The sequence below is a fragment of the Streptosporangium sp. NPDC050284 genome, assembly GCF_044459525.1.
In the GTDB taxonomy this organism is placed as follows: domain Bacteria; phylum Actinomycetota; class Actinomycetes; order Streptosporangiales; family Streptosporangiaceae; genus Streptosporangium.
The window spans coordinates 152,922-175,273 of the sequence record NZ_JBITIZ010000015.1 but is presented as its reverse complement, the minus strand read 5'-3'; the positions used below and the strand labels follow the sequence as shown (position 1 = coordinate 175,273).

Sequence of the window (22,352 nt, the reverse complement as noted above, 5' to 3'; positions counted from 1 at the left end):
TGCCCGTGAACGAATTACTTGACGTCATCGCCACCTGGTTCAACGGCCATTCAACCACCAACATGCTGGTGTGGGGGTGGCCCATGCTGGTGTGGGGCCGCGTCGGGAAGGTCATGCTGTACTTCGCCGCGCTGTCCATCGTTCTGGACCTCCTCGACCCCGACAAGCTGCGGGAGCGGGGCGGCGGATTGAAGGCCCGCGCTACAGACGCCCTCTCTCATGCCCGACTTAGGTTGTCTCAAGCTGGCGTGGCCCGCCTTCATACGACTGTCAGGCAGCACTTCATCTCCGTAGGCGTGTATGAGCAGACGGGCCTGGCAGCCCGCATGTGGGCTGTACGTAGTAGTCCGGGCTACGTCCCCCGCGCGCTGGGCTGCTCGCTTGAGGAGTACGACGCCTTCCACAGGAGCGTCATCGCAGAGCTGCCTCGCGTCCACGCGGGGGACAACGGCAATCCATGCGACCGCGAGCACGACGATCTATGCGCCGGACAGCATCATCACATTTCTCTGCGGATCGACGCGTTCCTGACGGAACACGTGCCCGCTGATCAGCAACGGTTCTTGGAAAAGGGCTGGAGTTGGCTGCTCGCCAAGGCAGCGTGGTGGGCGCTGATGGGCGCGGCCGAGACACTCCTTGGCGCGCTCCTGCATCGCACTCGGCCGCTGCATGTGTTCCGCTGGGCGGCGTTTGCCCTGGTGCTGGTCGGCGGACCGCTTGACATGCTCGCCGCATGACGGCCGGTCAGGGGTCCACCCCATGATCATCATCGAATCGGAAGGTTCATCAGGCGCGGCGGGTGTCCTGCCCGGATCACTTTCACTGAGCCGCGTCAGATTGCCTGAGCCGATGCATCAGATCCGCCGATCTGCCGCAGCTTCGCTGAGTCAGGACAGCGGGGGTGAGGATGCCCGTTTTGCCCGGCGCCTGGTAACTCACGGGATTAGGTATCCCCGCACGTTACCGACAAGTAGATCGGCGCTTCGCCCAGCTGACTGTCGGCGAGGTTGGGCAGACTCAGAGTATGACAAGTGACGAAAAAGCCAATGGCTTGTCCCAGGTAGGGAAGCTCACCGTCGGTTGGGCCGCCGGGCAGATCGCGGTGGCTCGGATGGCCGCCGAACGGGCGGAGCGCGCGGGCTTGGTCGTGCGGGCGTTGGTCCTGCCTCGCAACGTGTATCCCGATGGCGGCACCGCCTATGGCTACCCGATCATGCACGCCGACGTAGACACCGCCGGCGTTTTCATCTGACCCCGCGAAGGCCAAGCCCCACTACTACGCCCAGATCCCGGCGACTCTCTGGACCACCGGCTACATCCAACTTATGGTCGGCCCGAGCCTTGCCATGTACCTGATCCTGCTCGACCAGAACGCCCTCACCGGCACCGCCCCCAACCAGTCTGGATCAGCCCTTCGGTGTTCAAGGCACACTGCGGACTCAGCCAAGACACCTGCGCTATCGGCATCAAGGACCTCACCGAACTCGGACTCGTCACCATCGGCCGCCAATCCATTAACCCCGACTATTTCGACCTCGAACGCATCCGCAACGTCCGCACCCTCAAGCCTGGCCAGCTCGACGCACCGGTCCGCCGCCTCCGGCACTCCGTCCGCAGCTCCCGTGACCCTATCTTCGACCTGGTCGAACCCGCTCAGCGTCCGCGCTGGTGTCAAGGTCTCCATCGGCGTCGTCCACAAGACCCTTACAGACGCCAAGGATTCGCAGGCCGCCCCGGCGACCAGCCGGATCGGAACGGCCAGTGGCGGTAAGCCGCGCCCCGACACCTCGCTAACGCCACTGACCATTCCATCACTGCTCGCCCCCCGGCCGCTGCGCCACTTCGGTGGAGTTCGGTTCGCCCGGTTCGACGGTTTGGCGGTCACGCCGCGCGTGCGGCGATCTCGGGGTAGTCGAGCACGAGGCCGGACTCGTCGTAGACGAGGCGGCAGGCGAAGTCGAAGACCGGGGCGCTGTAGTCGTAGCGCTGTCGGGAGCCCTCGTCGGCGACGCGGACGTAGTCCTGTTCAAGCCGTTCGACGGTGAGGTCGGTGGCGCGTACGTAGGCGGCGGGGGCGGCCGACCGGGCGCCGACGCGCAGGCCCATCCGGTGCGCGGGGAAGGTGTTGGTCATCGCCGAGGACTCCAGGTCGACGTCCAGGCAACCGTCCAGGTGGGGGGTGGGTTCGCCGTCGACGCGCCAGTGGCCGGCGCCGTCGGCCTCCAGGACGGTCTGCCGGGCTCCCGAGGCCGACCGGCTCGTGATCCGTGCGCTTCGCGTGGTCCAGGCGGCGTCGAGGTCGATGGTGTAGCCGACGATCCAGGTCCGGTCGTCCTCGACCGCCGTCGTGCAGCCCTCGACGCGCAGGCCGTCGTCCAGGGGCCGGAAGTAGGCGACCTCGAAGCCGTCGCGTGCGTCGAGATGTCGCCAGGCGGCGGTACTCGGCGGTGTCGTGAAGGTCATCTTTTGATTCTGCCCGCCTGCCGATCCGTCTGCTCGTCCGCTGAGGACGCCGTCGGCCCCGGCCGGGGCCGACCAGGGCGGTGGGGTGAGCGCGATCAGTCGTCCAGCTCCCGCAACACGGCTTCCGCCTCGTACGAGGTGGTCTCGGCCGTGGTGGTGGTGAGGGTCAGTCTGATGCTGGGTTCGTTTCCGCTGAGATCCAGCATTCCGCCGACCACGGCCTTGGTGGTCGCGTCCTTCGACGAGCGTTGTCCGGCCAGAATGTAGACGGACTCGGCGCTTATCACCTTTCCGGCGACCGGAAAGACATCGGTCCGGGATCCCGGGGGATCATAGACAAAGCTGCCGCCCTCACCGGTGTCTATCACGAGGACGGCACCGGCGAAGCGTGCCTGGGCGTCCTCGATCGACTGTGGGTCGCCTTCCAGTTGTCTGAAGGAGACAACGGTCTTTATGGCGTAGCGTTTGGTTTTTGCAACTCCCTTTCCGGAGGTCGAGTCCGTGGGGCCGCCGTACGGTACCGGCTGGACCGGGGAGGAGATCACCGCTTCCGGGTCGTCGGAGACGAGCGAGGCGTTCAAGGTGGCGGTGAAGGTGCCTATCGAGCTTTCGCCGGTTCCCTGCAGTCCCTGAAGACTGATCGTGCCTTCGAGCTTGGAGCCCGAAGCGCGGAAGCGCACCTCGCCGCGGTCGGGTATGTAAACCCCCGAGGCGAGTCCGGACGTGGCGGTGAAGGAGTTCGTGCTCTGTCCCGGCGCCGCGGGCGAGGCTTCGGGTGAGATACGGGTTTCTCCGTCCTTTTCCTGGATACGTGCGACCGCTCTGTCGAGCCCACCGCCGAAACAGGTGCCGGTGGTCCCGAACCGGATGGCACCGTACGCGGGCGCCCCCCATGGATCACCCACCTGGAGGCACCATTCATAGGGCGGGCGGCTGCTTGAGTCGCGGATGCGCAGCTCGCCCTGCTGATCGAATGTCGCGCCCCCGAACGCGCTGCCGCGCAGGAGGACCGTGTACGCGCCTGTGCGTACGGGCGTCGGGCGCCCTTTCTCACCCCGGTCGCCGATGATGATCATGATGGTGGCGGAACCGATGATGAGAATGGCGAGCAGGACAGACCAGATCGCCTTCTGCTGACGCTTGGAGAAACTGCCGAATACGAGGGTGTTTCTGTCGCCGGTGACGACCGGGCCAAGGACGTTTCCTTTGACGTCGACCGACGAGCGATCGGGAGGGCGGGGGTCCGGCATCGGTGATCCGCCTATTTCCCGATGATGTTGTCGTCGCCGGTGACGACCGGGCCGTGAACGTCTCCACCGACCTGGACCGACCGTGAGCCGGGCGGTGATTCAGGGTTGGATTTCGCGGCACGTCCGCGCGGACGTGGAGTGGCGGGCGGTTCCGGTGGCCTGCGAATCGCGAGGAACCCGAAAATCAGGCCGAACACCCCGAAGACGACGCTGGCGAAGCCCGAGAGGACGCTGGACCTGCTGTCCGCTTCCTGGAGAGGCAGATGGAACAGATACCAGCTCCAAATTCCGACGCCGACACAAAGCATGATCAGCACAATCGCCATGACCAACCTCGTCTGCCGGGTCAATGGATCTCTCCGTCCGACCGAAGACCGCTCGACGCGGCGCGGCCTTGATATGTGGTGCCGCCGTGAGGCCTCGTAGGAATCATAATGTCGCGCGATATCCTCGTCACCAGGTCAAGAATGCTGATCCTGTTGAAATCCTCCGACGGCGGCTATCGGTCACCCCTTCGCGAGTTGATCGTGGAGTTTTTCTCCACTGTGGATCAGCTGGCCGATTTGATAATTTTGGCCTGTTTTGTGGGATGCAGAGGTGAGCGTACTTTTTACTCCCTCTTGTTGGGGATTCCACCACCTTCGCGCTGATCTCTCTCGGATCCCGAGTGGCGGATCGGGCGATGTCCAGGAAAGTGCGTCTATCGCCTACAGTCGGGTGAATGGCCTCGATCCCCTCACGGCTGGCCTGGTTGGACGCCCTACGGGGGCCTGCCGCGCTCGCCGTCGCGCTGCACCACTCCGGCTGGGCCTTCATCCCGGACCTCTGGGCCGAGGTGGATCGCAGGATCGACGTCGGCACCTGGGGCGTCTTCGTGTTCTTCCTGGTCAGCGGCTATATCATCCCCGCCTCCCTGGAACGGCGCGGTGACCTGCGGGTCTTCTGGATCGGCAGAGCCTTCCGCCTGCTGCCCCTGCTGCTCGTCGCGCTCGGCCTGGCGCTCCTGCTCGGGTACGCCGGGGCGTTAACCCTGCACCCGGGCCTGAGCACACGTCCCCTTCCCCTCGTCGTCCTCGGGAACGTGACGATGCTGCAGGAGTTGCTCGGCGTGCCCGCCGTCATCGGGGTGATGTGGACGCTCTCGTACGAGATGGCGTTCTACCTGATGGCGGCCGGGCTGTTCAGTGCGGGGCGGGCGCATCGGTCGGCCGCGACCGCGATCGTTCTGGCGATCTCGGCCGTACTCCTGGGGCTGCTGCTGCCGGGCCCGGTCATCGGTGGTCGCGCCGACCTGGTCGCGGCGCTTCTCGGGGTCGCGACGGTCGCGGTCATCGTGGTGTCGGCGCGGGCGGCGGGCGGGACGCGTACGGCCGCCGCGGTGGCCGGTGGTCTCCTCGGGGTGGCGCTGGTGGTGCTGGGCAGCCGGATCGGCGCGTGGCAGGGCCTGATCGTGCCGGCCATGATGTTCGCCGGTACGGCCGTGTACCGCGCGGAACAGGGGGCGATCCGATGGCGTACCGCCGTCGCCGCCGTGCTGACGGTGCTGGCCTGCGGGGTCCTCGCGAAGGACGACCCCGGCTGGGCGCCGGCGCTCCTGCTGGCGGCCGGCTTCTTCGCGGCCGCGTTCGCGCTGCGGCGCAGGTCGTTCCCCCGGTGGCTCGCCCACCTCGGGGTGATCAGCTTCTCCCTGTATCTGCTGCACCCGCTCCTGCTGGGGGTGAGCCCGAATCTTCCGCTGTTCTTCCTCGCCCTGGTGCCGCTCTGCTACCTGACCCACCGCCTGATCGAGGCTCCCGCTCAACGTCTCGGCAGGCGGTTGGCCAGATCTTCTCCGAGGGAACCCGAGAGGGAGCCGACGGGGGAGTCCGCACAGGGCGCGTCCTAGAGAATCACCCTGAGGGATCAGGGGAGGGCGTACTGCTCCGCGTAGGCGGCGGACGGCTCGGTCGGGGTGATCACGTCGATGAGCACGCCGTCGGGTGCGGCCACGATGAAGTGCCGCTGGCCGAAATCCTCGGTGCGCAGCGTCAGCTCCACCGGGAGCCCCGCCTGCCGTACGAGCCTGTCGTGCTCGGCGTCGACGTCGGTCACCTCGAAGTTGAGGATCAGCCCTCGCACCGCGGAACGGTATTTCTCCGGCACGGTCGGATGGGCGCGGTCGACGAGCGCGAGCTCGTAGTGCGGCGGCTCCGGCCGTCGCATGCTCACGTACCAGTCGGCCTCGAAGGTCGTCTCGAAACCGAGGAACCGCCGGTAGAAGTCGTGGGACTCGGCGATCCGATCGGTGCAGACGACCGGGTAGAAGCTCGTGAGGGTCATGCCGTTCCCTTCGGTCCATTTCACATACCAACGGTATGTGAAGCTAACATACCATCGGTACGTCAACAAGGGAGGCCACGGTGAACCGGGCACGGCAACGGCTGGAGACCAGACGGGCGCTGGTGACCGAGGCGAGGGCGCTGTTCGCGCGGCACGGGTACGCCGCGGTGAGCCTGGCGCAGATCGTCGGGGCGGCGGCCGTGACGAAGGGCGCGCTCTACCACCACTTCGAGAGCAAGGCCGACCTCTTCCACGCGGTCGTCGAGCAGGTGCAGCAGGAGGTCGGCGAGCGGGTCGCAGCGGCGGCCGACGCGTACGACGACCCGTGGGAGCAACTGGTCGCGGGGTGCCGGGCCTTCCTCGCGGTGAGCCGTGACCCGGACGTGCAGCGGATCATGCTCATCGACGGTCCCGCCGTGCTCGGCTGGAACGAGTGGCGGGCGATGGACGAGGCGTCCTCGGCGCGGCACCTCACCGAGGCGCTCGTCACGCTGATCGAGGCGGGGGTCATCGCCCGCAGGCCCGTGGAGCCGCTTGCCCACCTCCTGTCCGGCGCGATGAACGAGGCGGCCCTGTGGCTGGCCCGCTCGACCGACCCCGACGACCTCCCCGCCGTCACCGAGGAGCTGACGCGCGTCCTGGAATCCCTGCGCGACCACCGGTGACCGGAATCCCCGTGCGACCGTCGGTGACCGAAATCCCCGTGCGACCACCGGTGACTGAAATCTTCGCGCGACCGTCGGTGACCGGAATCCCCGCGCGGCCCTTGGTGAGGCGATCGGGCGAAGCCTCGTTTCCGATCATCGAGGCTTCGCCCGACGGGAATTCACTTACTTCCCGCTTTCCGGTCGAACACGTGCTTTACACGAACCTCCACAGGTTGTTGTTCGAGCCGTTGTCGTCGGCGAGTACGACCTGCGCGCCCTGGGCCGTGCCGGAGAGGCCGAGGACCCGGCCGCCGTTGGCGCACTGGATGCGGAAGGCGGCGTTGGAGCCGTAGCGCAGCCGCCAGCGGTGGTCGTTGGTGCCGTTGTCGGCCCACTGCACGACGCGGGACCCGGCGGCGGTGGCGGCGTTCTCCACGCCCAGCACCTTGCTGCTGTTGGAGTTGCGCAGACGCAGGTAGCCGCCGGTGTCCACGACCGCCGTCCACAGGTGGTCGGCGGTGCCGGTGTCGCCCCACTGCACGACCAGCGCGCCGTCGGCGGTGGACATGTTGGTGACGCCGAGCACCATGCCGGTGCCCACGTTCTGGATACGGCGCGCGCCGTTGGGCACGAAGCGCCACTGGTTGTCGGCGGTGCCGTTGTCGGAGTCCTGCACCGCCTGGGCGCCGTTGGCGGTGGAGTTGTTCTGGATGCCCAGCAGCTTGGAGCTGTTGGCGTTACGGATCTTGACCGAGCCGTCGCCGACGTCGACGATCGCCCAGCGGTGGTCGGCGGTGCCGGTGTCGCCCCACTGGAGCACCCGGGCGTTGTCGGCGGTCGACATGTTCTCGACGCCGAGCACCTTGCCGCTGTTGACGTTACGGAAGCGCAGGTTCCCCCCGTCCACCACGGGCACCCAGTCGTGGTCGGCGGTGCCGTTGTCGGTCCACTGCAGGGCGAGACCGCCGTCGGCGGTCGACATGTTCTGGATGCCCAGCGCCAGCCCGCTGGCCGCGTTGATCAGCCGGAAGCTCGCTCCGCCGCCGCCGCTGGAGGAGCCGGTGGCGTTCCAGTAGACGACGTAGTTGTGGTTGTGGGCGTCGTAGAACGGCCCCAGGTTCACCGATGCCCCGTTGGCCGTGGCGGTGAAGGCGAGCGACGAGGTGCTCGTCCGGGTGATCGACGAAGGGGTCAGCGTCGGCGCCGACGACAGGGAGGTGTTGCCGTAGTTGCCCGACAGTACGACCGGGCCGTAGGTGACGGCCTGGATGTTCGGGTTGTCGTTGGCGGGCTTCATGATGACCCGCATCGGCAGCTGCACGGTCACCGTGTCGCCCGATGCCCATGACCGGTTCAGGTCGGCGTAGGAACCGGGGGTGGTGACGATGTTCTGCTGCACCCCGTTGACGCTGATCGTCGCGCCCTGGGTCCAGGCCGGGATGCGGATCCGCATCGACCACGTCCCGCTCACGTTTCCGGTGACCTGCAACGACGTGGTGTCGCTCACCGGGAAGGAGGTGGTCTGGGTGACCGTGATGCCGCGCTGTGACCAGTTCAGCGTGGAGGGCGCGAACAGGTTCACGAAGAGCGTGTTGCCGTTGTGGAAGTAGATCGAGTCCATCAGCTTGCTGTGGATCTCGATGCCGGTGCCCTGGCAGCACCACATGCTGTTGTAGTCGGTGCTCCAGGTGCCGCCGCCCCAGGCCGGGCCCACACCCCGGCGGCCACCGGGGTTGAGCGGCGTGAAGTAGGTGACGTGCCCTCGGCTGTCGGCAGGGTTCTGCTGGCCGAGGAGGTGGTTCAGCAGGGCGTTCTCGTAGTAGTCGAAGTAGTCGGCCCTGGTCGGTGCGAGCGTCCACAGCTCCCGGGTCAGCTTCAGCATGTTGTACGTGTTGCACGCCTCCCCGGTGTCCCTCGCCAGGTAGCCCGCGATGGCGTTCGGCGCGCGGAAGTGCTCGGCCTGGCTGTTCGAGCCGTTCACGTACGTGTGCGCGCCGACCGTGATGGCCCAGGCGTTGGTCGCGATGTCCCGGTAGCGGGTCGTGCCGGTGGCCTTGTACTCGCGGGCCGCCCCGATCCACTTGGGCACCTGCGTGTTGGCGTGCAGCCCGTTGAGCTGGTCCTGGTTGGAGGCGAGCGGGTTGAACACCGAGGCGTGGTCGAATCGCTGGGCCGTGGTCAGCCAGCGGGAGTCGCCGGTCATCTGGTAGATGTCGGTCAGCACGGCGTTCATGCCGCCGAACTCGGTGCCCAGCATCGACTGCATCTGGCTGGAGCTGAGCCGGGAGGTGCGCGTGTCCACCCAGCCGGCCAGGGCGAGCAGCACCGTTCTGGCCTGGGTGTTGCCGATGTGCCGCCACACGTCCAGCAGCCCGGCGAGGGTCTTGTGGATGCAGTAGTAGGGCACGTTGCCGTTGTTGAGCGTGCGGTTCTCCACGGCGGTGATGTCGGACTCGGGGAAACCCGACAGGTAGCCGGTGGTGAACCCGGCCGCGCCGTTGTTCGCCTGGCACTTGGCCAGTTCGGCGACCATGTGCTCGGCCTTGCTCCGGTAGGTGGTGTCACCGGTCACCATGTACGCCTGGGACCACGCGGTCAGGAAGTGGCCCTGCATGTGGGAGCGGAACGGGAAGTTGGGAGCGTCCCAGCCGCCGTTGGCGGTCGCGCCGTTGGTGGACAGGCGGTGGTTGGCGCGGAAGACGTACAGCAACCGCTCGACGTCGACGAAGCGCAGGTAGGACAGGGTGCGGTTCTGGTTGTCCAGCCAGCGGCCAGAGGTCAGGCGGACCTGGCCGAGGTCGAACTCGTAGGCGGACACGCCGATGTCGGCGCGCGCCCACGGGAGGGCGGCCCAGGCGGCGGACGTACCCGCCACCTGACTCGCGGCCGAGATCGCGACGGTGGCGCCCGCGGCCTGGAAGAGCTGGCGGCGACTCAAGGACATTGGGGTGCTCCTTTGAGAGAAGGGGGGATGTGACCTGCCGTGACCACCACGGTCGGCCACCGACTTTCAGCCGGTGAGCTGCCCTACGAAATTGTTAGCGCTAACATTTAACGTGGCAATTCTGTACGGACTCCTTCGGTGAGTGCTTTGCCGCGAAGTACATCCGATGACCCGATCCGGCGTCAACGAGTCACGACTCTCGCTGACGTGGCGTTGTCAGGGCGACTGCCCCTGCCTGGAGGCTCGTCCGAAAACGGATCGCGCCGCCCTGTCCGCGCTTGTGAAAGTTTCACAGAAGTTACCGCTTTGCAACAGGGGGTTTGCGCGATTTAACGCGAACCTGCCGCACCGCGTCGCGGTCGGCTCCTCGCGTCGACTGCCAAGGGGCGGCGAGCGCCCTTCTCAGTCTTGCGACGGCCGCGCCGTCGCGAGGCGTCGCTGTTCCTCCTCGACGATCTGGCGGGCGAGTGCCTGTTCCGAGATGTCGACCGCGTCGGGGGTGGAGTCGGCCAGGTCGCTGCGGCGGGCGTAGGTGTCGAAGAGCCCGGCCTTGCCGCGCAGGATGTCCAGCATGCGCTGGTCGACGCTGTCGGCCGTGAGGATGCGGTGCACCTGGACCTTGCGTACCTGTCCCATGCGGTGGGCGCGGGCCACGGCCTGGCTCTCCATGGTCGGCTTGACCTGCGGCTCGCAGATGATCACCACGGAGGCGGCCTGCAGGTTGAGGCCGACCCCACCCGCCTGGATCTGGCTGAGCAGTACGGCATGTCCCTGAGCCGCCGTGAACTCGTCGACGACCTGCTGGCGGCGATCGGCGCCGAGGTCGCCCGAGATCGGCCCGTGCACCCGGCCGCCGGGGTCTCCGGGGGAGGTCGGGGTGCCGGGGCCGCCGAGTGCCCGGTGGACGGCGGCCATGACGTCGCGGAAGTAGGAGAAGACCACGACCTTGAGATCGTTGCCCGCCGCCTCGTCGACGAGTTCCAGCAGCCTCTGGAGCTTGGCCGACGTCTCCGGTACGGCGTAGGCGGCACGGCGCATCGCCATGAAGTTCCCGTCGGCGACGGCCTTCCTGTAGGCGGCGAGGTCCGCCTCGCCGAACTCCTCCCACTCGTCCACGTGGACGAGGTCGGGCAACTCGGTGAGCACGTCCTCCTGGTTGCGGCGCAGGTAGACCGGCGCCACGGCCCTGCGGAATGCCTGCGCCCCCGCCGCCCCCGCGGCTCCCGCCGTCGCGTCGCCGTTCCGGAGGGCGGGGATCAGATCGGGCCTGAGATAGCCGACGAGGTTGCGGAACTCCTCGACGCGGTTCTCCATCGGGGTCCCGGTCATGAAGAGCACCCGCTCGGTACGGTCGCACCAGCGGGCGACGGCCTGGGAACGCCTCGCGGCCGGGTTCTTCACGTAGTGGGCCTCGTCGACCACGAGCATCCCGAGTGCGACGTCGTCGGGAATCTCCAGCCGGTGCAGGGTGTCGACGGTGGTCACGGCGACACCGCCGGTGCGTACCCATTCCGCCAGGGCCGCGGCCCGGTCGCCGCCGCGCAGGGAGTAGGCCCGCAGCGTGCTGCGGGTCTCGACCTCGCGCACCCAGTTGATCAGGACGCTGGCCGGGCAGGCCACCAGAAAATGCCTCTCGCCTCGCGCCCGGAGGTGCGCCAGGACGGCGATGGCCTCGATGGTCTTGCCCAGGCCCATCTCGTCCCCCAGGATCACCCGGCGCTGGGCGAGGGCGAAGCGGGCGCCGAACGACTGGTAGCCGCGCAGGGAGACCCTGCGGTGGGTGTCGTCGAGGTTCTGGGCCTTCACCCGCGAGGAGATGTCGTCGGGCAGGAAACCCTCTGAGGCGACCCTGTCGGGTTCCGTCGCCGCGATCTCGGCGAGCAGGTTGTAGTACTCGGACGCGCGGAACTCGAAGTCGACCCACGCCTCGATGCCGGAGACCGGCGGGCGCAGCAGGTCCACGGAGACCTGGCCGAAGAGCAGCGCCGTGTCGGACGCGTTCGCCTCCGCGATCACGTCCTCGATCCGCGCGACGGCCTCCCGCGCCCGGCGACGGCCTTCCTGGCCCGCGAACAACATCCGCAACCACCCGCGGGCGGGCTGCGCGGCGGGCAGGAGCGAGGCGAGCCTCTCCGCGATCCTGCGCGCGACGGCACCCGCGCGCGGCAGGTCGGGGCCCGCGTTCACCAGCCGGTTCAGTGCGATCAGCAGGGCCGTGGTCTCGTCGTCCTGCCGATCGACGTCGATCCGCAGCGCCACCGTCTCCTCCACCGCCTTGGCGATCTGCCCGGCGGCGGCGTGCGCCTGTCTCGCGTTCCACGCCCCGACCCCGGGGAGCAGTTGGAGCGCGTACGGCGTGGTGTCCAGGATGTCGAGGACCGTCTGGTGGCCGGCCTGTTCGAGGGCGCTGACCCGAAGCCGTCCCACGGTGACGTCCTTCAGGCGCGCCAGGGGAATGGACCCCAGTTCCTCACGCGCCAGGCGTGTACGCACCGGGGAGAGAGCGCGCTGGACGTCGGCGCGCGCTTCTGCGTCATCGGCGAGCAGGGTGCGCGCGTGGGACCCCAGGCGCCCCGCCCTCTGGAGGAGGCCCCTGACCTGCCCTGGGGTGGGTGCCGGCTCCTCTCGCTCGACGTCGCCCAAGCCCTCGTCCCTCCCCGCACGCCCCGATCATGGCAGTTCACCGTCGCCAACGGCCGGTCGGTTGTCAACGACCGGCGAAGCCGGACACGGCATCACAGCCCTTTGCCCGGTAACGAGCCGTTCATGAGTTCTGGAACGAACCTGTCGGCCCCGCTGCGCCCGCGCAGGCCGGACGCGATGACGGCCGCCGCGACGAAGGCCATCGCGAACGGGATGACCAGGGCGGCGCGGAAGCCGTCGAGCTGGGTGAGGAGGGACCCGCCGGAGCCGGTGGCGGCGACGTTCACGGCGGTCACCGCCGACAGGCCGAGCGCCGCGCCGAACTGGAAGGAGGTGTACAGCAGGCCACCGGCGAGTCCCTGCTCCTCCTCGGCCACGCCGTCGGTCGCGGCTATGGTGAGCGGCCCGTACGCCAGGGCGAAGCCGAGACCGAGAATGATCATGGTCGGGAACATCGCCGCGTACGTCCAGTCGAGACCGACCGGCAGGAACAGCGCGTAGGCCACCGCGGCGAGGCACAGCCCGCCGAAGATCACCCGGACGTTGCCGAAGCGGTTCACCAGCAACGGGGTGAGGGTCGGCGCGAGTATGGCGTCGATGCTGACCGCCAGCAGGGCGAGGGCCGCCTGCAACGACGACCAGCCGCGCAGTTCCTGCAGGTAGAGCACGACGAGAAACTGGAACCCGAAGAAGGAGCCCCCGAACAGCAGCGCGCCGAGGTTGGCGCGCACCAGTGGGCCTGAGCGGAGGATGCCGAGGCGCACCAGCGGCGCCGCCGACCGTCGCTCGATCGCGACAAAAGCGGCGATCAGCGCGACTCCGACGGCGAGCGCTCCGGTTGTCCAGGCCCATCCCCCGGCGGGGTCCTCCAGCCGGACGACCGCGAACACCAGCGTCATCATCGCCGCGGTCACGGTGACCGCTCCGGCCAGGTCGAAGCCCCGCGTGTGACGGTACGGACGCTCACCGCCCGGGATGAGGCGAAGCGCGGCGACGAGGACCGCGGAGGCCATGATCACCGGGGCGAAGAACACCCACCGCCAGCTGATCTCGGCGAGCAGGCCGCCGACGACAAGGCCGAGGGAGAAGCCGGCCGCCGCCGTACCCGCGTAGACCAGGAGGGCCCGGTTGCGCTGCGGCCCCTCGGCGAAGTTCGTCGTGATGATGGAAAGACCGGCGGGTGCCATGAACGCGGAGGCCACCCCCGTCACGAAACGGGCGACGATGAGGATCCATCCCTCGGTCGCGAACCCTCCCAGGCCGGAGAAGACGATGAACACGCCGAGCCAGGCCAGGAACATCCGCCGCCGGCCGAGCAGGTCGGCGGCCCGCCCGCCCAGCAGCATGAAACCGCCGTAACCGAGCACGTACGAGCTCATCACCCAGCTCAGCGAGCCCGTGCTCAGGTCCAGGTCGGAGCGGATCGACGGCAGGGCCACGTTCAGCATCGCCACGTCGATCCCCTCCAGGAAGATCGCACCGCACAGCACGAGCAGCATGCCCCAGGCACGCCCGCTCATCCGGTCCGAGGGTGGAGACAGTGGTGTGGACACGAGACGACTCCTCGAAGAGGCGGGAACCGCAGTCGGTTCTCTCTTGTAAGTAGTCGCATCATGAGACACCATCAATGACCATGGAAGAAGGCACTTCGAAGTCACCGAGTCGCTGCCCCGATACCGACGGCGCCCACAGCGCCCACAGCGCCCACAGCGCCCACAGCGCCCACGATGCCTACGACGCCCGTCAGTGGGACACCCGGGAAGACTGTGAGGTCCGCCAGATCCTCGACCGGGTCGCGGACAAGTGGTCCCTGCTCGTCATCGCGCTCCTCGACAGCCGCACCCTGCGTTTCACCGAGCTGAGCCGCGAGATCGACGGCGTCAGCCAGCGCATGCTCACCGTCACCCTGCGCCATCTGGAGCGGGACGGCCTGGTGCGCCGCACCGTGCACCCCGTCGTGCCGCCCCGGGTGGACTACGAGCTCACCCCCCTCGGTGTGACCCTGCACGACACCATCCAGTCGCTCGTCACCTGGACGGAGCGGCACCAGAACGAGATCGCCGCCGCCCGTGCGGCCTACGACGCCCGCGCGGACACCGCGCCGGCCGCGACACCGTTACGTAACGGAACCCACCCCCCAGTATCGTTACGTAACGAAACTCGGGCCGTGGCGGCACCGCGCGAGGAGAGCACTCGCGGCGAGGCCCGCTCGCGGTGCGAGGTGTGCGGCGAACCGATCCACGCCGCACGTACCGGCCGCCCCGCCCGGTTCTGCAACGCGGCGTGCCGCCAGAAGGCGCACCGCCGCCGCTCTCGCGCCACCCTGCGGACCTCCGGCTGACCTCACCCCCGCCGTTCCCGCGCCACCCTGCGGACCTCCGGCTGACCTCACCCCCGCCGTTCCCGCGCCGCCCTGCGGACCTCCGGGACCTCACCCCCGCCGTTCCCGCGCCGCCCTCGGGGCCTTCGCCTTCCCCCGCGTTTCGCACGTGACCTCGGCGAGAGGCAGGACGTGGGACGGATCTCGCAAGGGCGGGCAAAGGATTGCCAAGGGGGTCCGTGTCGCGCCCTCCAGCCGAGGTCGCAGCGTGTCTGCTGTCCAGCAGTAATGGCACTGCTTGCCTGGAGGGACGGAGATGAGGAAGTTACTTCATGCCGGCGTGCTCGCGCTCGGCGTGTTCACAGCGGGATGCGGCGGCGCCGGCGACGGGGGTACGACCGAGCCGATCGTCGCGGACCAGGTCAAAGCGTCGCCCACCTCGCCGGAACCCTCCGACTCGCTCTCGCCCTCGGAGGCGACCAGAGCCAAGGTCGAACTGGGTGAGACGAAGATCGGAAAGGTTCTGGTCGGCGAGGAAGGGCGCACGCTCTACCTCTTCGACAAGGACAAGGACGGGAAGTCGTCGTGTTCCGACGCCTGCGCGCGGGCGTGGCCGCCGTACGTCACGGACGGGACGCCGGAGGCGGGTGAGGGCGTCAAGGAGGACCTGCTCGGCACCACCGAGCGGGAGGACGGTACGACGCAGGTGACCTACAACCGCCATCCCCTCTACTACTTCGCCAAGGACACCGAGGCCGGCGAGATCAAGGGGCATGACGTCGACGGCTTCGGCGGCGAGTGGTACGCGGTCAACGCCAAGGGGAAGAAGGCTCGCGACTGAGCCTATCCGGGAGGGGCGCGACTGAACCGACCCGACGGAGGTGCGACCGAGCCGACTCGGGAGAGGCGCAGCCGAGCCGACCCGACAGGGCCGACCCGGGAGGGGCGGCCGAGCCCGCCCACGAGGCAGGGAGACTCGCCCCGCCCGGACTGTCGCACGCCCGCCGGGACGCTCATCGCGCCCGGACCGTCTCGTCCCGCAGGTACAGGTTGTTTGTCTAGTTCGCGAGATCTGTGCTGGACAAAGCCGGAACCGCTAGAACAGGGGGAGTACGGCCCGGCCGCCGTGAGCGGCCCGTGATGAGGAACGTGCCAGGGCGACGCGCGTCACTCCTCAGAACCACCTGATTCCGCCCGGGGTGGCTCCGGTCCGCAGGCCGGAACCACCCCGGGCGGTGCTCGGACGCCGAGCCTCCACGGGGAACGAAGAGGCCGGCGTTTCGCCGTCGGATCGCGCGTGAGCGATACCGAAAGGACGGCACGAGAACCCCCGCACCGTTTTCTCTGGGGCCGGTGCGGGGGTGTGCCTCTCGGCGGCGCCCCCCGGCGACGTCGTTTTCGACGGGCGCCGATCCAGTGATTCGGCCCAACCCCTAGACCCGTACGGCCGGGCATGGTTGCATCTCGACTTGTCCAGAATTGATCTGCTGGAGAAGACAACGACGATCGCATGCCGGCGGGGGCTGAATGGGGCGACCCGAAAGGGCACTCGATCCCGACGCGAGCCCACTTCAGCGGTTCGCGTCAGAACTACGGCAGTTGCGGGAGGCGGCGGGAAGACCGAGCTACCGGGAGTTGTCCCGGCGTGCGCACTACTCGGTGACGGCACTGTCGGAGGCGGCCGGAGGGGAGATCTTCCCCACGCTCGCGGTCACCCTCGCCTACGTCGAGGCGTGCGACGGCGATCCCGTGGCCTGGGAGAGGCGATGGCGGACGCTGGCCGCGGAGTTCGCCTCGGCGGACGCCGCCGAGCGGGCCAAGGAGGGCGAGGACGCCCCGTACCTGGGGCTCGTGACCTTCGACCCCGGTGACGCCGACCGGTTCTTCGGCAGGAAGGACCTGGTCGCCGAGCTGTGCGCGCGGCTGGAGAACACCTCCCTGCTCGCGGTCTTCGGCCCGTCGGGGAGCGGGAAGTCGTCGCTGCTGCGTGCGGGGCTCCTGCCGACGCTGTGGGGCGGGGCGCTGCCGGGGAGTGAGACGTGGCCGACGCTGCTGCTGACCCCGGGCGAGCATCCGCTGGAGGAGCTCGCGATAGGCCTGGCGAACGCGATGAGTGTGAGCGCCTCCTCACTCCACGCGGGGCTGACGGCAGGGCACGCGAACGCCCGCCTCGACGTCGGGCAGCTGCTGGAGGGACGGCCGAGGTCGGCGCGCGCCGTGATCGTGGTCGACCAGTTCGAGGAGGTCTTCACGCTCTGCGGCGACGAGCGGGAACGGGTGACCTTCCTCGACTGGCTGCTCGCCGCGGCGGACGGCGGCGACCGGGCGCGGGTGGTGCTGGGGGTTCGCGCGGACTTCTACGCCAGGTGCGCGGAACATCCGCCGCTGGTGGCGGCGCTGCGCGACCGGCAGCTGCTGATCGGGCCCATGGACGAGGACGATCTGCGGCAGGTGATCACGGGACCGGCGGCCCGCGCCGGGCTCAGGGTGGACCGGGCGCTCGTCGAGGCCATTCTCGGCGACTGCCGTACGGAGCCGGGGGCGTTGCCGCTGCTCTCGCACGCGCTGCTGGAGACGTGGAAGCGGCGCAAGGGCGACGCGATGACGCTCACCGGGTACCGCGCGGCCGGGGGCATCCAGGGGGCCATCGCGCAGAGCGCCGAGCGGGTCTACGGCGAGTTCGGCGACGGGGAGCGTCACCTGGTCAAGAACGTGTTCCTGCGCCTGACGGCGCTGGGCGAGGGCACCGAGGACACCCGTCGCCGCGTCGCCCCCGACGAGTTGCTCTCCGGCCCGAACGGTACGGCGGTGGCGACCGTGCTGACCAGGCTCACCGAGGCCCGGCTGCTCACCGTCGACGAGGACAGCGTCCAGGTGGCGCACGAGGCGGTCATCCGCTCCTGGCCCAGGCTGCGGGGCTGGCTCGCCGAGGACCGGGAGTTCGTACGTCTTCACCGGCGCCTCACCGAGGCCGCCGCGGAGTGGGAGCAGCACGGGCGCGAGGACGAGCTTCTCTACCGGGGGATGCGCCTGACCGCCTGGGATGGCCGCGAACTCGACCGGCTCAACGACCTGGAGCGCGCCTTCCTGGAGGCCGCGCGGGCACGCGAGGCACGTAAGCGCGCCGCGAGCGGCAGGCGGGTCAGGCTGGTGCTGATCGGCACGACGGTGGTCGGAGTGGTGGTCTGCGCGCTCGCCGTGATGGCCTTCGTCCTGGCGGATCGGGCCCGGCACGGGCAGGAGCTCGCCTACTCCCGCCAGCTCGCCGCCGACGCCCGCGGCAGGCTCCAGCTCGATCCCCAGCTCGGCCTGCTGCTGGCCCGGCGGGCGTACGAGGTCAGCCACACCGTCGAGGCCGCCTCGGTCCTCAGGCAGGCCGTCGTCGACTCCCGGGTGGGTTTCATCCTGCCCGTCGCCGGCGGCAAGGTCTGCGGTGCCGCCTTCTCCCCTGACGGGCGCCTCCTGGTCACGGGCAGCGGTGACGGGACCGTACGGGTGTGGAAGGTGAACGGGCGGGGCCTGTCACCGGACGATCCGGTCGTACTGCGGGGACACGACGGCGAGGCGTGGAACCCGGTGTTCAGCCCCGACGGGCGCTACGTGGCCGCCGGGGGCGTCGACGGCACGGTGCGCGTGTGGGACCTGACGGGTGTGGAGGCACCCGAGGTTCTGCGCGGACACGAGGGACCGGTGTGGAACGTGTCCTTCAGCCCCGACGGGCGGCGCCTGGCCGACGCCGGCAACGACGGCACGGTGCGGGTGTGGGACCTCGCCGACGGTGAGGCGCCGAAGGTCCTGCGCGGACACGAGGGGCGGGTCCTGGGGGTGGCGTTCAGCCCTGACGGCAGGCGCCTGGTCACCGGGGGCGGCGACGGCACGGTACGGCTGTGGGACCCGGAGGGCGGGAGGCGGCCCACGGTGCTGCGCGGACACGAGAACTCGGTGGAGAGCGTGGCGTTCAGCTCGGACGGCGCCCGCCTGGCGAGCGCGAGCACCGACGGCACCGTGCGGGCGTGGGACGTGCCCGGTGAGGGCACGCGCGGGCACGACGGCACCTCCAAGGTCCTGCGCGGGCACGACGGCACCGTCGAGGGGGTGGCGTTCGGCCGTGACGGGCGGATCGCGAGCGTCGGCAACGACGGCACGGTCCACGTCTGGGGCGCGGGCGGCTCCATCGCCCCCCTGGTGCTGAGCGGTCACCGGGGCACCGTGTGGAGCGCCGCGTTCAGCCCGGACGGCCGCACGCTCGCGAGCGCGAGCGACGACGGCACCGTACGGATGTGGGACGTGGCGGCGGCGGGTGACGCCACCGTCGTGCGTGGTCACACCGGGGAGGTGTGGAGCGCCGATCTCAGCCCCGACGGGCGGCGGGTGGTGAGCGGCGGCAGCGACGGGACGGTCCGCGTCGGGAACGTCACCGGCCAGGGCGACGCGGTCGTGCTGCGTCCGAAGGGCGGGGAGGTCCTCGACGTCGCGTTCGGCTCGGACGGGCGGCGGGTGGCGGGCGCGCTGGAGGACGGCGTGGTCCGCGTCTGGGACGCCTCGGGGCGCGGGGAGCCCGTGCTCCTTCGCGGCCACCTCGGGATGGCGTGGAGCGTCGCGTTCAGCCCCGACGGGCGGCGGGTCGTCAGTGGCGGCAACGACGGTACGGCCCGCGTCTGGGACGCCTCGGGAGCCGGGGAGCCACTCGTGCTCCGCGGCCACCGGGGAGTGGTCAGGTACGTCGCGTTCAGCCCGGACGGGCGGCGGGTCGCGAGCGCGGGTGAGGACGGCACGGTCCGGGTGTGGGACGTCTCGGGACACGATGAGCCGGTGGTGTTGCGCGGGCATCAGGGTCTGGTGTGGAGCGTGTCCTTCAGCCCCGACGGGTTGCACGTGGCGAGTGGCGGTAACGACGGCACGGTCCGGGTGTGGGACGTCTCGGGACACGGCGAGCCGGTGGTGTTGCGCGGGCATCAGGGTCTGGTGTGGAGCGTGTCCTTCAGCCCCGACGGGTTGCACGTGGCGAGCAGCGGCAACGACAACACCGTCAGGATCTGGACGGCAGCGGGCCGGGGCGAGCCCGTGGTCTTCCACGGGTACGGCGCCTCCGTCGAGAGCGTGGGGTTCGGGCGCGACGGCCGCCACCTGGTCACCACGCACGGCGACGCCACCGTCCGGGTCTGGCGGTGCGACGTGTGCGGCCCGATGGAGGAGGTTCTGGAACTCGCCCGTGCCCGCACCGTCCGCGAGCTGACCGTGGACGAGCGCAAGGTCCTCCTCCAGGCCCCCGGCTGACCGTTCCGATGTCTCAGGTGGACTCCCGGACGACCAGCTCCGCGGGCAGGATCGTCGACGACATGGGCCCGCCGTCGATCTGGCGGAGAAGCAGGCGCACCGCCACCCGTGCCTGGTCCTCCGCCGGCACGCGCACCGTGGTGAGCGCGGGCACGGTGTAGGAGACGGCCTCGATGTCGTCGAACCCCACGATCGCGACGTCGTGCGGCACCCGCCGTCCCGACTCGCTCAGCACCCGCAGGGCGCCGATCGCCATCAGGTCGCCCACCGCGAAGACCGCGTCGAGCGCCGGATCGTCGCGCAGGAGCTGGCGCATCGCGTCCGCGCCCGAGGCGAGGGTGAGGTCGCCGACGGCGATGATCGACCGGTGTCCGGTGTCGCGCAGCGCCTTGCGGTATCCCTCAAGCCGCTCCCCCGCGCCGATCGCGTCCGGGGGCCCGGAGATCGCGGCGATCCGCCGCCGTCCCCGGTCGAGGAGGTGTCTCACCGCCGAGGCGGCACCGCCCGCGTTGTCGATGTCGGCGTACGAGATCCGCGTCTCCATCGCGGACCTGCCCAGTGACACGACGGGGACGCCCGTGCGGGCCAGCGCGGCGGGCAGCGGGTCGCTGCCCCGCGTGGACACGAGTACCACCCCGTCGACGTGCCCCGAGGCGGCGTACCGCTCCACCCGGAGCCGGCCGGCCGACGAGTCGGCGAGCATGAGCGTGACGCGCTTGCCCGACTCCTCAAGCTCCCCGGTGACCGAGCGGACGGTCGCGGAGAACAGCGGGTCGTCGGCCCTGACCGAGGCGGGGGAGCCGGAGACGACGAGCGCGATCGAGTCGGTGCGCCGGGTCACCAGGCTTCGGGCCGCCGAGTTGGGGACGTAGCCCAGCTCGTTCACGGCGTTCATGACGATGGCGCGGAACTCGTCGCTGACCGTGCCCTCACCGTTGATCACCCGGGAGACGGTCGACCTCGACACGCCCGCGCGGGCGGCGACCGCCTCCAGGGTGGGGCGCTTGGCACGCTCGCGGTGCAGCCCGTTGTGCCGGATCACCTCGCGGTACCACAGCGCGCTGTCCTTGGGCAGCCGCCGCTGCGTCTCGAAGTCGACGTGCACGATCCCGAAGCGCTTGTTGTAGCCCTCGGCCCACTCGAAGTTGTCCATCAGCGACCAGACCAGGAAACCGCGCAGGTCGGCGCCGGCCTCGATCGCGGTGTGTGCCGCTCTCAGGTGGCCCTCGAAGAAGGCGGTCCTGTCGGCGTCGTGCACGCGGTCGTCCTCCACCACGTCGTCGAAGGCGGCACCGTTCTCGGTGACGAGCAGGCCGACCTCGGGGTAGTCGCGCGAGAGCCGGGTGAGCAGCTGGGAGAGCCCGGTCGGCACGATCGCCCAGCCCATCGCGGTCGTCGGGGCGTGGGTGCCGCTGAACAGGATGTCCTCGCTGCCGGGGTAGGCGGCGTTGGCGGGCTCGCCCGGCTGGGACCGTACGACGCAGGGGGTGTAGTAGTTGATCCCGAGCAGGTCGACGGCCTGGTTGATCGTTTCGAGGTCGCCGTCGCGGATGTGGTCGATCCCGCCCATGCGTTCCATGATGGCGAGCGCCGGGTCGGGGTACTTCCCGCGCAGGGTGGGGTCGAGGAACTGCCGGTTGATGAGGCAGTCGATCCGGTCCACCGCCTCGGCGTCCTCGACGGAAGGGACGAGGTCGGGGTCGTTCACCTGGCCGGGCGTCATCACCGGCGTGAGGTTCAGGGTGAGGGCGATCTCGCGGGCGCCCGCCTCGCGCAGCACCCGGGCGCTCAGCCCGTGGGCGAGCAGGAGGTGGTGGGAGGCGCGGAAGGCCTCCGCCGCCGACGCGCGGCCCGGCGCGTGGATGCCGATGCCGTACCCCAGCACCGCCGACACCCACGGCTCGTTCACCGTCATCCACGTCCCGACGCGGTCGCCGAGCCGGTCGTGCATAATGCGCGCGAAGTCGGCGAAGCGGTAGGCGGTGTCGCGGTTGGTCCACCCGCCCCGATCCTCCAGCGACTGGGGGAGGTCCCAGTGGTAGAGCGTCACGTAGGGCGTGATGTCGGCCGCGAGCAGCTCGTCCACCAGCCGGTCGTAGAAGCCGAGCCCGGCGGCGACGGCGGGCCCAGAGCCCGACGGCTGGATCCTGGGCCACGCGACCGAGAACCGGTAGGCGCCGAGTCCCAGCTCCGCCATCATCCGGACGTCGTCGGCGTAGCGGTGGTAGTGGTCGCAGGCCACGTCGCCGGTGTGGCCGTCGGCGATCCTTCCCGGCGTGCGGGAGAACGTGTCCCAGATCGACGGGCCGCGCCCGCCCTCTCGCACGGAGCCCTCGATCTGGTAGGCGGCGGTGGCCGCCCCCCAGACGAAGCCCTGGGGAAAGGCCAGGGTCTCACCCCGGGCCGAGATGGTCGTTACGGTCATGCTTCGAAAACCCCCCGTCGGTTCTCGCGACTGCCGGAACGCGCGGGGTGGCGGGTCGCCGTCG

General features: G+C 69.7%; 16 protein-coding genes. 7 read left to right on the top strand and 9 right to left on the bottom strand.

Features of this window, described 5'->3' with window-relative positions:
• Positions 1 to 5 precede the first annotated feature (5 nt).
• Both ACIBH4_RS30640 and ACIBH4_RS30635 read left to right on the top strand, forming a co-directional pair.
• Positions 6 to 737: a hypothetical protein gene (locus ACIBH4_RS30640; RefSeq protein WP_362519878.1), complete on the top strand. Its 732-nt coding sequence runs from the start codon at positions 6 to 8 to the stop codon at positions 735 to 737.
• Between the two features lie 287 nt (positions 738 to 1,024).
• A complete protein-coding gene (locus tag ACIBH4_RS30635; RefSeq protein WP_362519881.1) occupies positions 1,025 to 1,252 on the top strand; it encodes a hypothetical protein in 228 nt (75 codons plus the stop codon).
• Between the two features lie 60 nt (positions 1,253 to 1,312).
• On the opposite strand, the gene ACIBH4_RS30630 is transcribed toward ACIBH4_RS30635, so the two are convergent.
• The 4 genes from ACIBH4_RS30630 to ACIBH4_RS30615 all read right to left on the bottom strand — a co-directional run bounded on the left by ACIBH4_RS30630 (position 1,313) and on the right by ACIBH4_RS30615 (position 4,039).
• Positions 1,313 to 1,684, bottom strand: coding sequence for a hypothetical protein (locus ACIBH4_RS30630; RefSeq protein ID WP_362519884.1), 372 nt, complete (start codon positions 1,682 to 1,684; stop codon positions 1,313 to 1,315).
• A gap of 197 nt (positions 1,685 to 1,881) precedes the next feature.
• Entirely contained in the window at positions 1,882 to 2,463 is a 582-nt protein-coding gene (locus tag ACIBH4_RS30625; protein WP_362519887.1) for a putative glycolipid-binding domain-containing protein, read from the bottom strand.
• Positions 2,464 to 2,558: 95 nt separating this feature from the next.
• The gene (locus tag ACIBH4_RS30620; RefSeq protein WP_362768513.1) at positions 2,559 to 3,713 is read right to left on the bottom strand and encodes a hypothetical protein; all 1,155 of its coding nucleotides are present in this window, start codon (positions 3,711 to 3,713) and stop codon (positions 2,559 to 2,561) included.
• 11 nt (positions 3,714 to 3,724) lie between these two features.
• On the bottom strand, positions 3,725 to 4,039 hold the full coding sequence (locus ACIBH4_RS30615) for a hypothetical protein (RefSeq protein ID WP_362519894.1): 315 nt from the start codon (positions 4,037 to 4,039) through the stop codon (positions 3,725 to 3,727).
• Between the two features lie 395 nt (positions 4,040 to 4,434).
• Here ACIBH4_RS30615 and ACIBH4_RS30610 point away from each other — a divergent pair, with 395 nt between their 5' ends.
• Positions 4,435 to 5,598: an acyltransferase gene (locus tag ACIBH4_RS30610; protein WP_362768516.1), complete on the top strand. Its 1,164-nt coding sequence runs from the start codon at positions 4,435 to 4,437 to the stop codon at positions 5,596 to 5,598.
• Positions 5,599 to 5,615: 17 nt separating this feature from the next.
• Here the strand turns inward: ACIBH4_RS30610 and ACIBH4_RS30605 are convergent, their stop codons facing one another.
• On the bottom strand, positions 5,616 to 6,032 hold the full coding sequence (locus ACIBH4_RS30605; protein WP_362519999.1) for a VOC family protein: 417 nt from the start codon (positions 6,030 to 6,032) through the stop codon (positions 5,616 to 5,618).
• An 80-nt stretch (positions 6,033 to 6,112) separates the two neighbouring features.
• On the opposite strand from ACIBH4_RS30605, the gene ACIBH4_RS30600 reads away from it, so the two are divergent.
• The gene (locus ACIBH4_RS30600; RefSeq protein ID WP_362768519.1) at positions 6,113 to 6,697 is read left to right on the top strand and encodes a TetR/AcrR family transcriptional regulator; all 585 of its coding nucleotides are present in this window, start codon (positions 6,113 to 6,115) and stop codon (positions 6,695 to 6,697) included.
• A 196-nt stretch (positions 6,698 to 6,893) separates the two neighbouring features.
• On the opposite strand, the gene ACIBH4_RS30595 is transcribed toward ACIBH4_RS30600, so the two are convergent.
• The 3 genes from ACIBH4_RS30595 to ACIBH4_RS30585 all read right to left on the bottom strand — a co-directional run bounded on the left by ACIBH4_RS30595 (position 6,894) and on the right by ACIBH4_RS30585 (position 13,819).
• On the bottom strand, positions 6,894 to 9,623 hold the full coding sequence (locus ACIBH4_RS30595; RefSeq protein WP_362519904.1) for a beta-L-arabinofuranosidase domain-containing protein: 2,730 nt from the start codon (positions 9,621 to 9,623) through the stop codon (positions 6,894 to 6,896).
• A 402-nt stretch (positions 9,624 to 10,025) separates the two neighbouring features.
• Positions 10,026 to 12,116 (bottom strand): DEAD/DEAH box helicase, encoded by a 2,091-nt coding sequence (locus ACIBH4_RS30590; protein WP_362768522.1) that lies wholly within the window; start codon positions 12,114 to 12,116, stop codon positions 10,026 to 10,028.
• A gap of 242 nt (positions 12,117 to 12,358) precedes the next feature.
• Positions 12,359 to 13,819 carry an MFS transporter gene (locus tag ACIBH4_RS30585; protein ID WP_362768525.1) on the bottom strand — a complete coding sequence of 487 codons (1,461 nt, stop codon included), beginning with the start codon at positions 13,817 to 13,819 and terminating at the stop codon, positions 12,359 to 12,361.
• Between the two features lie 80 nt (positions 13,820 to 13,899).
• Between ACIBH4_RS30585 and ACIBH4_RS30580 the strand changes: the two genes are divergently transcribed.
• From ACIBH4_RS30580 to ACIBH4_RS30570, 3 genes are all read left to right on the top strand, one after another.
• Entirely contained in the window at positions 13,900 to 14,607 is a 708-nt protein-coding gene (locus ACIBH4_RS30580) for a helix-turn-helix domain-containing protein (protein ID WP_362768528.1), read from the top strand.
• Positions 14,608 to 14,902: 295 nt separating this feature from the next.
• On the top strand, positions 14,903 to 15,427 hold the full coding sequence (locus ACIBH4_RS30575; RefSeq protein WP_362519916.1) for a hypothetical protein: 525 nt from the start codon (positions 14,903 to 14,905) through the stop codon (positions 15,425 to 15,427).
• A gap of 686 nt (positions 15,428 to 16,113) precedes the next feature.
• On the top strand, positions 16,114 to 19,863 hold the full coding sequence (locus ACIBH4_RS30570) for a hypothetical protein (protein WP_362768531.1): 3,750 nt from the start codon (positions 16,114 to 16,116) through the stop codon (positions 19,861 to 19,863).
• A gap of 13 nt (positions 19,864 to 19,876) precedes the next feature.
• Here the strand turns inward: ACIBH4_RS30570 and ACIBH4_RS30565 are convergent, their stop codons facing one another.
• The gene (locus ACIBH4_RS30565; RefSeq protein ID WP_362768535.1) at positions 19,877 to 22,288 is read right to left on the bottom strand and encodes a GH1 family beta-glucosidase; all 2,412 of its coding nucleotides are present in this window, start codon (positions 22,286 to 22,288) and stop codon (positions 19,877 to 19,879) included.
• Between the last annotated feature and the right edge of the window lie 64 nt (positions 22,289 to 22,352).

Excerpts from the sequence above, each read along its gene's own strand:
- ACIBH4_RS30565 (WP_362768535.1), bottom strand. The coding sequence starts at position 22,288 with ATGACCGTAACGACCATCTCGGCCCGGGGTGAGACCCTGGCCTTTCCC.
- ACIBH4_RS30595 (WP_362519904.1), bottom strand. The coding sequence starts at position 9,623 with ATGTCCTTGAGTCGCCGCCAGCTCTTCCAGGCCGCGGGCGCCACCGTC.
- ACIBH4_RS30615 (WP_362519894.1), bottom strand. The coding sequence starts at position 4,039 with ATGGCGATTGTGCTGATCATGCTTTGTGTCGGCGTCGGAATTTGGAGC.
- ACIBH4_RS30625 (WP_362519887.1), bottom strand. The coding sequence starts at position 2,463 with ATGACCTTCACGACACCGCCGAGTACCGCCGCCTGGCGACATCTCGAC.
- ACIBH4_RS30635 (WP_362519881.1), top strand. The coding sequence starts at position 1,025 with ATGACAAGTGACGAAAAAGCCAATGGCTTGTCCCAGGTAGGGAAGCTC.
- ACIBH4_RS30575 (WP_362519916.1), top strand. The coding sequence starts at position 14,903 with ATGAGGAAGTTACTTCATGCCGGCGTGCTCGCGCTCGGCGTGTTCACA.
- ACIBH4_RS30580 (WP_362768528.1), top strand. The coding sequence starts at position 13,900 with ATGGAAGAAGGCACTTCGAAGTCACCGAGTCGCTGCCCCGATACCGAC.
- ACIBH4_RS30570 (WP_362768531.1), top strand. The coding sequence starts at position 16,114 with ATGGGGCGACCCGAAAGGGCACTCGATCCCGACGCGAGCCCACTTCAG.
- ACIBH4_RS30630 (WP_362519884.1), bottom strand. The coding sequence starts at position 1,684 with ATGGAGACCTTGACACCAGCGCGGACGCTGAGCGGGTTCGACCAGGTC.
- ACIBH4_RS30620 (WP_362768513.1), bottom strand. The coding sequence starts at position 3,713 with ATGCCGGACCCCCGCCCTCCCGATCGCTCGTCGGTCGACGTCAAAGGA.
- ACIBH4_RS30610 (WP_362768516.1), top strand. The coding sequence starts at position 4,435 with ATGGCCTCGATCCCCTCACGGCTGGCCTGGTTGGACGCCCTACGGGGG.
- ACIBH4_RS30605 (WP_362519999.1), bottom strand. The coding sequence starts at position 6,032 with ATGACCCTCACGAGCTTCTACCCGGTCGTCTGCACCGATCGGATCGCC.